Annotated in this window: 7 protein-coding genes and 2 tRNA genes; 8 read left to right on the top strand and 1 reads right to left on the bottom strand. The window is 35.6% G+C overall.

Annotation, left to right across the window (positions count from 1 at the left end; genetic code table 11):
- Window positions 1–67 precede the first annotated feature (67 nt).
- The 7 genes from OH814_RS18630 to OH814_RS18600 all read left to right on the top strand — a co-directional run bounded on the left by OH814_RS18630 (window position 68) and on the right by OH814_RS18600 (window position 8,629).
- A tRNA-Gly gene (locus OH814_RS18630) sits at window positions 68–140 on the top strand.
- Between the two features lie 40 nt (window positions 141–180).
- Window positions 181–252: transfer RNA gene (locus OH814_RS18625), tRNA-Thr, on the top strand.
- 242 nt (window positions 253–494) lie between these two features.
- Complete coding sequence (locus OH814_RS18620) at window positions 495–1,175, top strand: response regulator transcription factor (protein WP_123886817.1); 681 nt, start codon at window positions 495–497, stop codon at window positions 1,173–1,175.
- A 40-nt stretch (window positions 1,176–1,215) separates the two neighbouring features.
- Entirely contained in the window at window positions 1,216–2,580 is a 1,365-nt protein-coding gene (locus tag OH814_RS18615; protein WP_308829193.1) for an ATP-binding protein, read from the top strand.
- A 417-nt stretch (window positions 2,581–2,997) separates the two neighbouring features.
- Window positions 2,998–4,239, top strand: a complete 1,242-nt coding sequence (locus OH814_RS18610) for a TolC family protein (protein WP_308829192.1) — start codon at window positions 2,998–3,000, stop codon at window positions 4,237–4,239.
- 7 nt (window positions 4,240–4,246) lie between these two features.
- On the top strand, window positions 4,247–5,329 hold the full coding sequence (locus OH814_RS18605; protein ID WP_308829191.1) for an efflux RND transporter periplasmic adaptor subunit: 1,083 nt from the start codon (window positions 4,247–4,249) through the stop codon (window positions 5,327–5,329).
- Between the two features lie 198 nt (window positions 5,330–5,527).
- Entirely contained in the window at window positions 5,528–8,629 is a 3,102-nt protein-coding gene (locus OH814_RS18600) for a CusA/CzcA family heavy metal efflux RND transporter (protein WP_308829190.1), read from the top strand.
- A gap of 95 nt (window positions 8,630–8,724) precedes the next feature.
- Here OH814_RS18600 and OH814_RS18595 read toward each other — a convergent pair whose 3' ends face one another.
- Window positions 8,725–10,233: a DUF4394 domain-containing protein gene (locus tag OH814_RS18595; protein ID WP_308829189.1), complete on the bottom strand. Its 1,509-nt coding sequence runs from the start codon at window positions 10,231–10,233 to the stop codon at window positions 8,725–8,727.
- Window positions 10,234–10,480: 247 nt separating this feature from the next.
- Between OH814_RS18595 and tuf the strand changes: the two genes are divergently transcribed.
- Window positions 10,481–11,692, top strand: coding sequence for an elongation factor Tu (gene tuf, locus OH814_RS18590; protein ID WP_115621143.1), 1,212 nt, complete (start codon window positions 10,481–10,483; stop codon window positions 11,690–11,692).
- Window positions 11,693–11,721 lie beyond the last annotated feature (29 nt).

Raw genomic sequence — 11,721 nt, 5'->3', positions numbered from 1 at the left:
TCTTGCATTTTTAAAGGGTTTTCCTTAAGTTTGCACAGCGTTTACCAATAGTTTTGGAAACAAAATTGCGGAAGTAGCTCAGTTGGTAGAGCGTCAGCCTTCCAAGCTGAATGTCGCGAGTTCGACCCTCGTCTTCCGCTCAAAAAAAATCATACTCTATAGTGTGATTTTTTTGTTTAGGCCGACTTAGCTCAGCGGTAGAGTGCTTCCTTGGTAAGGAAGAGGTCACGGGTTCAAGTCCCGTAGTTGGCTCACTTTTCATCCCGATTTCTTCGGGATTTTTTTATGGCGTAAACTTTCTTAATGTCATTTTAAATAAACATCACTTTCAAAATTAAAGTTTAATATTATTTTAATCAATCATAATATAAGGTTTAAAAGACTTTAGAAAGAAGTCTTTATGAAATCTGAGCATTAGACTTAAAGGTTCCATCAAATCAATTCCAACAAATCGTCTTGAAATTTTCATTAAATTCGTTATAAATATATTATTGATGAATATTCTCTTATTGGAAGACGACCTTATTCTATCGGCAGAATTGAGTAAGTTTTTAGAATCAAATCATTTTACCTGTGATAGAATTTACGATGGCGAAACTTTTCTCCGTCAAATAAAGAGCAGCAGCTACGATCTTTATCTTTTAGATATTAATGTTCCAAAAGTTAATGGGCTGGATGTTTGCCAAACCATTCGCTCTTTCGATAAAAATACGCCTATCATTATTATTTCGGCGTATGGAGATATTTCCGATAAGAAGGATGCTTTTACGAGATTGGCAGATGATTATTTAGTTAAGCCTTTTCAGTTTGAAGAATTATTACTTCGAATGAATTCTCTTTTAAGAAGAAAAGTTCCTTCAGACAATATAGATCTAGATATTATAAGGATTGATGATTTAATTATCAATAAAACCGAACAAAAAGTTTTCCGTGCAGGAAACGAAATCGCTTTGACCTTAAAAGAATTTCAGCTTCTCGTTTACCTTGCAGAAGCGCAGGGTAGAACCGTTTCTAAACAACAGATCACCGAAAATGTCTGGGAACATAATTTTAATACGAATACCAATACGGTAGAAGTGTACATCAATTTTCTAAGAAAAAAAATCGATAAAGAATATAAAGTAAAGCTTATTCACACCAGATCTGGTTTTGGGTATTATCTAAATCCATTATAAGCAAACAACAACGGACAACCAACCACCAATAACTATTTAAATGTCTTTAAAAAGAAAGATTGCGCTTACGTTAAGTGTTTCATTTTCCCTGCTTTTTGGGGTTGTTCTGATTATTATTTATATTTCGTTCAATGATTTCCGCAGAGAAGAATTTAAAGACCGATTTGTAAGGCGATTAGGATTTACCACCAATTTTATTTCAAAATCTAAAAATTTTGAGAATGAGGCGCCTATCTTTTTTAATGAAAATTCTGATAATTTTCTTCTCAATGAAACGATCTTGATTTTTAATGGTAACAAAGAACTTATTTACAGCACGATTAAAGATCAAAAAGTAACCTGGAATAAAGAACTTCTTACCGAGCTCGACAAGAAAAAAGATATTTATAATGAAGAAACGGTTCCGGAAGTGTATGCCGCTTTAAAACACATCAACGGAGAAAACTATTACATTCTCACCAGCGCCTACGATACCAACGGAAAATCGAAGCTTGAGTATTTGAAATACCTTTTAATTACCGCTTTTATTACCTGCACTTTGCTGATCGGTTTTTTCAGTTATTATTTTATGGGAAAATTTCTTCAGCCTTTGGAAGATTTGAACAAAGAAATTTCTGAGGTTACGGCTCATAAACTGACAACACAAATCCCGGTGGAGCAGTCGAATGACGAGATAAGTATTCTGGCAAAGTCTTTTAATACGATGATTGTACGATTAAATGATGTTTTTCAGTCACAAAAAGATTTTACGGCAAGTGCATCTCACGAAATTAGGACGCCGATTACAAGAATGGCTTTTCAACTGGAAAATTTAATTAAACTCGAGCAGCATTCTCCTGAAACTCTTTCCGCTCTGAAACAGATGTTGAAAGATGTATATCAATTGTCTGATCTTACAAATTCACTTTTACTTCTCACAAAATTTGATAAAGAAAATATTCAGACCATTTATGAAGAAGTAAGAATAGATGAAGTGATTTTTGAATCATTTGACCGTGTACAAAAAAGTTATCCTAATCTTAAAATGGATTTTCTCATTTCTGAAGAAACACAGGAAAATGCTTTTTTAACGATCAGCGGAGTTCAGTCACTTTTAGATATTGTCTTTATAAATTTATTGAAAAACGCTGCAGTCTATTCTGATAATGCTGATGTGAAAATTTTAATTACCGAAAATGAAACTCATCTTTCAGTAGACGTATTTTCGGAAGGTAATACCATTTCAGAAGAAGAGCAGCCAAAACTTTTTGAAGCTTTCATGCGAGGAAACAATTCTCAGAATATTTCCGGTTCCGGTCTTGGACTTCGAATTGTAAAAAGAATTTTAGAATACCATAATGCAAATATTGAATACAATTCTCCTTCTGAAAACATGAACAAGTTTAGCGTAATTTTCAATAAATAAAATTAAAAATATTAAAAGTGTCTTTAAAGTATAAATCTTTTATTTTCTCGCAGATTAGCAGATTAGAAATGCTAAAATAATCTGCTTAATCCGTCAATCTACAAGAATATTTTTTCAGGTATCTCATATTATTCAATAATAAAATAGATCTGTGAAATCTGTGTTATCTGCGGGACAGATTATATCCATCAAAATTTATTAGAGATTTGAGAACCATAAGTTGAGTTCACTTCAAGCAATTAAAATCGATTAGATTTTTCTTAATGAAACTTAACTTTTTAAATCCCTTAATGTTTCAAATAAATGGTTAGAAAAAATATTTCAAAACCTTCCCAAAACCAAATTTAATTTTATTTTAAGCCTCCTTTAAGTTCGTTTTAATCGAGCAACCGCACTTTTGTCATCAAAATTGAGAGAATGAACAAAATTGCAGGACTGCTCGTGGCGATTTCTTCGATGATATCAGCGCAGCAGCAAATGTCGCTTTTGGAGTGCGAAAATGCCTTTCAGCAAAACAACCTTCAGCTTCTTGCCGAGCAATACAGCATCAACATGGCAGATGCAGATATTTTGCAGGCGAAAATCTGGGAGCTTCCGCAGATGAGTGGTTATATCAACGGATATAATCCCCAAGACCGTAGATTTTTAGACGCAGGAAGAGCTAAAGGTTTCGAAGTTACCCAACTCATTTATATGGGTGGTAAAAAGAAAAATGAAATAGCTTTTGCAAAATCTAATAAAGAGCTTTCACAATTGCAGTTTTCACAGCTTCTGGTAGAGTTGAGAACACAGCTTCATACCAATTATTATAATCTTTACTACGAGAAACTCAAACTTGAAAATACCAATAAGCAATTAGGATATATGAACGATCTTTTGAAGGCATACAAAGTACAGTCTGCAAAAGGCAATGTTTCCCTGAAAGACGAAGTAAGGCTTCAAAGTATCGTTATTCAGCTGAATAATGATAAAGTAAATATCAATAAAAATCTTTTGGAGTTTGAGCAAAATCTTAAAGTGCTTACCGGAATTACAGAAAATATCGAGCCTGAGATTTCAGAAGAAGAAGCCAAACTGGTTTTAACGGCACAGCCTTTCGGTGATGATGATGAATTGAAAAGAAAAGCACTCGAAAACAACGCTGATTATTTATTTATTCTAAAACTGATTGATAATTCTAAATTATATGCGCAGTGGCAAAAATCGTTGAATGTTCCCGATTTGAATGTCGGTGCAGAATACGATCAGGCTTCAGGTACTTTTAATAATGAAATTAATCTGAAGGTCGGAATTCCAATCCCATTATGGAAAAGTAATAAAGGAAATGTAGAAAAGGCCAATTACGCCATCAAGCAGAATCAGAAAAACGCAGAATTCCAAAAACTCAATTTAGAAACGAAAGTACAATCTGCATTTCAAATCTGGAAAACCCAATATGATCAGTTAGCGGAGATAAAATCTACAGACTTAAGTAATCTTGATCTTGTTTATGACGGAATGCTTAAAAATTTCAGAAACGGAAATATCAGTCTGATTGAGTTTACAGATTTCATGGAAAGTTATCGCCAAACCGCACTGCAGATTTATGATATGAAAAATGATTTGATGGAATCTGCCATTCAGCTTAATCAATTAGTACAAACCAAAATCTTCTATTAACAATACAATGAAAAAAATAATTATACCCTTGTTTTCAGCTTTTCTTTTATGGTCATGTTCAAAGCCTGAAATTGCAAAAACTCCCGAACCAAAAGGTTTTGAACTGAGTAATACAATGCTCGAATCAATTTCCACTGCGAAAGTTGAGAATAAAAATGTAGAAGATTCTTACAGTTTTTACGGTAAAATTGCTGCAGATGCCAATTCATATATCGATGTTTTCCCGTTAGTCGGAGGAAATGTAATGAGTGTAAACGTGGAATTGGGTGACTATGTAAGAAAAGGGCAGGTTTTGGCAACCATAAGAAGTACCGAACTGGCAGAAGTACAAAAAGATGTGAGCGATTCAAGAACAGATTTGCAGGTTGCTAAAAACAATCTTCGTGTTGCAAGGGAAATGTACGAAGGAAAGCTGAATACAGAAAGAGATGTACTTGAAGCAAAAAGCCAGCTTCAGAAAGCAGAAGACCAAATGCAGAGAGCATCTGCAGTAAGTACGGTTTACAATGTGAAGAACGGAAATATTTACAGTGTTTTGGCACCAATCAGCGGTTATATTGTTCATAAAGACATCAATAAAGATATGCAGCTGAGAAGTGACAGAAGTGAAAATATTTTTGATGTTGCCAATACCACGAATGTTTGGGCGATTATGAATATCAATGAAGCGGATATCGATAAAATAAGCCTTGGAATGCCAGCGCAGGTTTCTACACTTTCTTATCCTGATAAAGTTTTTGACGGGAAAATTGATAAAATATTTAAAATTATCGATCCTGAAACCAATGCAATGCAGGCAAGAGTTGTTCTCGATAACGCCAACGGATTGTTGATTCCTGATAGTAAAGCAACGATTAAAGTTTCAAAATCTGAAAATAAAACTGCTCTTTCTATTCCTTCAAAAGCCGTGATTTTTGATGATGACAGAAGTTATGTTGTGGTTTTTAAATCGAGAACTGATGTAAAGATTAAAGAAATTCAGGTTTTAAAACAGCTTGGTGAGGTCACTTATATTTCAGAAGGCCTTTCGGAAGGTGAGAACGTAATTACCAATAATCAGCTGTTAATCTATCGCTCTCTAAAAAATTAATTTACCAAACCATTAAGATATTTTGAATACATAAGCGATTAAAATTAACCTATTATTTAACCAAAGCTAAGTCATCTTTTTGATGCGCTTTAATCATCTTTATCATTCATTTTCTTAATGGTTTTTAAATCATTTAGATACAATTAAACATTAGAGATTAGCCTGAAAACTAAAACCTAATATCTAACATCTATTCACATGAATAAATTCATAAAAAATATAATATCGTTTTCACTTAAAAATAAGGCTTTTACCTTTATTTGGGTTGCGATTTTGGCAGTTGCAGGATTTATAAGTTTCAAAAATATGCCGATTGAAGCTTTTCCTGATGTTACCAATACCCAGATTGTAATTATTACCCAATGGGATGGCAGAAGCGCTGAAGAAGTGGAACGTTTTGTCACCACACCGATTGAACTGGCGATGAGCCCGGTTCAGAAAAAAACAAGTGTGCGAAGTACCACAATGTTTGGGCTTTCCATTGTTAAAATTCTCTTTGATGATGGAGTTGACGATATGTTTGCCCGAAATATGGTCAACAATCAGCTTCGAAATATAAGTCTTCCCGAAGGAATTGATCCCGAAGTACAGCCTCCTTACGGACCGACGGGAGAAATTTTCAGATATACTTTAGAAAGCAAGAAAAAAGATTCCCGTGAGCTTCTTACTTTGCAGAATTGGGTCATCGACAGAGCGCTTCGTGGTGTTCCCGGAGTTGCAGACGTCAATGTTTTTGGAGGTCAGGATAAAGTTTTTGAGTTGAGTATCGATCCGAGGGCTTTAGATAAATATAATTTAACTCCGCTGGAGGTGTATGAAGCAGTGACAAAAAGCAATCTGAATGTTGGTGGCGATGTGATCGAAAAAAACGGACAGGCTTATGTGGTACGAGGAATTGGTTTGGTACAGTCGATAGACGATATTGGCAATATTACCATTCATAATGACAGCGGAAACCCAATTTTGGTAAAATATGTTGCTGAGGTACATGAAAGTTCGAGACCTAGAGTAGGGCAGGCTGGATTAAATAATCAGGATGATACTGTAGAAGGAATTGTCGTGATGCGAAAAGGTGAAAATCCGCGTGAAGTTTTGGTGGGTGTGAAAGCTAAAATTAAAGAGCTTAACGAAAAGATTCTTCCTAAAGATGTAAAAATGGTCACATTCTATGACCGTGATAATCTGATGGATTTTACCACAGAAACCGTGATGCACAATTTGATGGAGGGAATCATCCTTGTTACGGTAATTGTGTTGATCTTTATGGCAGATTGGCGAACGACTTTAATTGTTTCCATCATCATTCCTCTGTCTTTGCTTTTTGCATTTTTATGTTTAAAAATAGCAGGAATGAGCGCCAATTTACTGTCATTGGGAGCGGTAGATTTCGGAATTATCATTGACGGAGCCGTCGTCATGGTTGAAGGAATTTTCGTAATGCTCGACCATAAAGCCAAAAAATACGGTACTGAAAGATTCAATAAACTCGCAAAAGCAGGCTGGATTAAACAAACCGGAACCGGTTTAGGAAAAGCTATTTTCTTTTCAAAATTAATTATTATCACCTCATTAATTCCGATTTTCTCATTTCAGAAAGTGGAAGGTAAAATGTTTTCACCTTTAGCATTTACCCTTGGTTTTGCATTGTTGGGAGCTTTGATTTTTACTTTGACTTTGGTTCCTGTTTTAACGCATTTGCTTTTAAATAAAAATGTAAGAGAGAAGAACAATCCGTTTGTAAATTTCTGGGACAGAATTGTGTTGAATGGTTTCAAATTTACATTTAAGAATAAAAGATTAAGTTTAATTATTTCAATCTCATTTGTAGCAGTAACTTTATTTTCAGGGAAATTTTTGGGAACAGAATTTTTACCTCAATTAAATGAAGGTTCACTTTGGATTACTGCAGAAATGCCGATGAGTTCATCTTTAAAAGAATCTTTGAAGACCGCCGATATTTTGAAGAAAGATATTATGAGCGTTCCTGAAGTGACCGATGTTTTGGCGCAAACCGGACGAAGCAACGACGGAACAGACCCGAATGGATTCGGATTTGTACAGTTTGCCGTAAATCTTAAGCCTAAAGATGAGTGGAAAAGAAAGATCAGCTATGAACAACTCACCGAAGAAATTGATAAAAAACTCAGCAATTATCAGGGAATAACATTTAATTATTCTCAGCCGATTTCTGATAACGTTGCTGAAGCGGTTGCCGGTTTTAAAGCTGAAAACGGAATTAAAATTTATGGTGACAATCTTCAGACTTTGGATGAATTGGCGGATAAAGTTTTAAAATCAATAAAAGATGTGGATGGAGTACGTGACGCCGGAATTATTAAAAATATCGGTCAACCGGAAGTAAATGTGGTTTGGGACAGAAATAAAATGGCAGCATATGGTGTAATGCCGGAAGATGCGCAAACTGTTCTGGAAATGGCTTTTGGTGGAAAAACGGCTTCAGAAATGTATGATGGCGAAAGAAAATTCCCGATTCGTTTGAGATATTCTCACGAATATAGAAAAGATGAAAATGATATTGCTTCACTGATGATTCCTACGCAGGAAGGAACAATGATTCCACTGAAGGAAGTTGGAAATATTGAAAAAAATAATGGAGCAGCATTTATTTATCGTGATGATATCAAACGGTATATTGGAATTAAATTCTCGATTCGTGACCGAGATTTGGGAGGAACCATTGCTGATGCACAAAAAGAAGTGGCAAAAATTAATCTTCCGGAAGGCTATAAAGTAGGCTGGACCGGTCAGTTTGAAAACCAACAAAGAGCAACAGCACGGTTAACAGAAGTAGTACCCATCAGTATTTTAGGGATATTTTTTCTGCTATTTATCCTTTTTGGAAACATGAAAGATTCACTTTTGGTTTTAGCGAATGTACCGTTTGCTTTAATTGGCGGAATCATCGCATTGCATGTGACCAAAATGAATTTCGGAATTTCTGCCGGAGTTGGGATGATTGCTTTGCTGGGAATTTGCATTCAGAACGGAGTCATTTTAATTACAGAGTTCCATCAAAATATCAAAGATGGCCTCAAACTGGATGAAGCTGTGTTTAATGGAGTAAAATCTAGAACAAGACCCGTCATTATGACCGCTTTAATGGCATCGATCGGATTATTACCTGCAGCATTATCTACCGGAATTGGTTCTGAATCTCAAAAACCTTTAGCAATTGTCATTATCGGAGGTTTGATTACGGCAACCATTTTAACCTTATTAATCTTCCCCATTATCTTCTGGATCTTTAACCGAACAAAGAAAACAGTAGAAATTATTTAAAATTATCTTTCATTTACATTATATAGTTAGAAGCGCTGAAAAATTAATTTTTCAGCGCTTCTTTTATAAATATTAAACTATGTCGGATTTTATCTTTAGAATCCTAAACCAATTGTAAAACCTCTTACAGCATTAGGATAATTGGCCAAAGAAGTAGTAGAACCATTTGTCGTATTCACGGTATAAATTTTTGTGGTTCCGGCTGTAGTAGCTACCAAATAAGCTTTTTGGCTTGTACTTCCAATATCGAAACCATTGGCACCGTCGATATTGATGCCTAAAGATCCTTGCTCAATCAAAGTTCCATTGTTGGGCGGATTTTGTAAATATAATTTGTCTGTTGTATGATCAATCACAAAAAGTGAAGTTGTAGTGGCGCCGGCAAAATTGTTTGTATATGCGGCTGCACCTAAAGTAGGCGTTCCCGGATTAATTATACCGTCTGTCGCAGTAATTCCTCCTGTGACAGGATCTAATCTTAAATTCTGTCCGGTATTGCTTACGACTCTTATTTTATCAACAGTTGGATTAAAATCAAAACCGAATTCTGTCCCTGCCAATAGAGTAGGTAACTGTGTTCCAACAACGGTTGCAACACCATTTCCTAAATTAATTGTATAAATTCTGCTTGAGCTTCCTAATGCATAAAGCTGCCCGTTTAAAGGTCTGAAATCAATTCCTAGAATATTTTCTCCAGATTGAAGCCCGGTAATTGCTTTCGTGACAGGTTGCGGATTATTAGGATTAAAAATTTGCAATGCATTAGAATTATCAACTGCATATGCAACAGGATTTGTAGGAATTGCCAAATCGATTACTTTTTGTGAAAGATTTCCAAGGCTTGTCGCTTTTCCATTGGTTAAATTTACAGTATATAGACTGTTTTGGGTACCTGTTGTAGCCGCCATTACTGCCAGAGTGTTATCAGGATTGATGTCGAATGCAGCTTGTCCTGTAAAAGTAATTCCTAAGCTTCCTACTTCTACTAAAGTACCATTATTTGGAGGGTCTTGCTTAAAAAGTTTTCCTGAAGTAGCATCAAGATCGTATAAAATTGTAGAAGCTGCTCCCGAAACGCTGTTGGTATATGCAACGCCCATAATAGATGAAGTGGTTGCAATATTGGTATCAACAGCTGCGATAGCGCCTGTTTCAGGATGTAAACGTAGATTTTGTCCCGTATTGGTCACCAATCTGATTCTGTCTACAGTAGGATTAAAATCAATAGAGGCCACAGTTCCCGAAATGACAGGTAAAAAAGATGTTGTACTTACAGCTCTGCTAGAGGCGGTAGAAGTATTGATAATATAAAACTTGCTCGCATTGGATACAGCATACAATTCACCGGTGGCGGGTCTGAAATCAATACTCATTAATTTTTCTCCCGACGGAATTCCCATGATAGATTTTGTAGAAGCAAAGGTTGAGGAATTGTTGGTATTAAAAGAAACCAACTGATTATTTTCTGTTAACCCATACACCATTGCATTGGGTAAAGCAGTAACAGGCTCTTCAGGCATCGTCATCATATTTTCGTCATCGTTACAAGAGATTACCGTGACAAAAGCAAATGTAGCCATACAAAAGTAGAATAGTTTTTTCATAATAATTTATTTTAAAGGATTTCTGATGGTATATACGGAAGAAAATTATCCACGGATTTTTACAAACACTTTTTTTAATTGATTTTTTTTGCTTAAATTTGCATTCTGTTTAGAAAAAGCAGTCTGGTTTGTGACTTTCTGGGTTTAGTATTAAACTTTTTTTGATAAAAAGATTTTGGTATATAAAAATTCATTATATTTGCACACCGAAAATTTGAATAAAACAATAAAATAAATAATTTAAATCATGGCAAAGGAAACGTTTAATCGTAACAAACCACACTTGAACATTGGTACTATTGGTCACGTTGACCATGGTAAAACTACACTTACTGCAGCTATTTCAGCTGTATTAGCGAGCAAAGGTCTTGCTGAGAAAAAAGATTTCTCTGCTATTGACTCTGCTCCAGAAGAAAAAGAAAGAGGGATTACTATCAATACTGCTCACATCGAGTACGAAACTGAAAAAAGACATTATGCTCACGTTGACTGTCCAGGTCACGCGGATTATGTGAAGAACATGGTAACGGGTGCTGCTCAGATGGATGGAGCTATCGTAGTATGTGCTGCAACTGACGGTCCTATGCCTCAGACTAGAGAGCACATCTTGCTTTGTCGTCAGGTAAACGTACCTAGAATTGTTGTTTTCATGAACAAAGTTGACATGGTAGACGATGCTGAATTATTAGAGCTAGTTGAAATGGAACTTAGAGACTTGTTGTCTACTTATGATTTCGACGGAGATAACTCTCCAGTAATTCAAGGTTCTGCATTAGGAGCTCTTACTGCTGCTACTGCTGCTACTCCTGATAGCGAAGACAAATGGTTCAAATCTGTTGAAGAATTGATGGATGCAGTTGATAACTGGATCGAGCAACCACCAAGAGATACTGATAAGCCATTCTTGATGCCAATCGAAGACGTATTCTCTATTACTGGTAGAGGTACTGTAGCAACTGGTAGAATCGAAGCTGGTATTATCAACACAGGAGATCCTGTAGATATCATCGGTATGGGTGAAGAAAAATTAACTTCTACTATTACAGGAGTTGAGATGTTCAGAAAAATCCTTGACAGAGGTGAAGCTGGAGATAACGTAGGTCTATTGTTGAGAGGTATTGAAAAAACTGACATCAAGAGAGGTATGGTAATCGCTAAGAAAGATTCTGTTAAGCCACACAAAAAATTCAAAGCATCTGTTTATATCCTTTCTAAGGAAGAAGGTGGACGTCACACTCCATTCCACAACAAGTACCGTCCTCAGTTCTACGTAAGAACTACTGACGTTACAGGTGAGATCTTCTTACCAGAAGGAGTAGAAATGGTAATGCCTGGTGATAACTTAGAGATCACTGTAGAATTGTTACAGCCAATCGCTCTTAACGTAGGTCTTAGATTTGCGATCAGAGAAGGAGGTAGAACAGTTGGTTCAGGTCAGGTTACTGAAATCTTAGACTAATCATCTTAAAATAAATAAAGCTTCCGAAA

This window comes from Chryseobacterium sp. CFS15 (assembly GCF_031118795.1).
GTDB classification, from domain to species: Bacteria; Bacteroidota; Bacteroidia; order Flavobacteriales; family Weeksellaceae; genus Chryseobacterium; species Chryseobacterium indoltheticum.
Note: the sequence above shows the minus strand (reverse complement) of the source record. Positions and strands in the feature narration are given on the sequence as shown.

What these genes read in the sequence shown, in the direction of transcription:
- OH814_RS18620 (WP_123886817.1), top strand. Translation starts at nt 495, where the DNA reads ATGAATATTCTCTTATTGGAAGACGACCTTATTCTATCGGCAGAATTG.
- OH814_RS18615 (WP_308829193.1), top strand. Translation starts at nt 1,216, where the DNA reads ATGTCTTTAAAAAGAAAGATTGCGCTTACGTTAAGTGTTTCATTTTCC.
- OH814_RS18610 (WP_308829192.1), top strand. Translation starts at nt 2,998, where the DNA reads ATGAACAAAATTGCAGGACTGCTCGTGGCGATTTCTTCGATGATATCA.
- OH814_RS18605 (WP_308829191.1), top strand. Translation starts at nt 4,247, where the DNA reads ATGAAAAAAATAATTATACCCTTGTTTTCAGCTTTTCTTTTATGGTCA.
- OH814_RS18600 (WP_308829190.1), top strand. Translation starts at nt 5,528, where the DNA reads ATGAATAAATTCATAAAAAATATAATATCGTTTTCACTTAAAAATAAG.
- OH814_RS18595 (WP_308829189.1), bottom strand. Translation starts at nt 10,233, where the DNA reads ATGAAAAAACTATTCTACTTTTGTATGGCTACATTTGCTTTTGTCACG.
- tuf (WP_115621143.1), top strand. Translation starts at nt 10,481, where the DNA reads ATGGCAAAGGAAACGTTTAATCGTAACAAACCACACTTGAACATTGGT.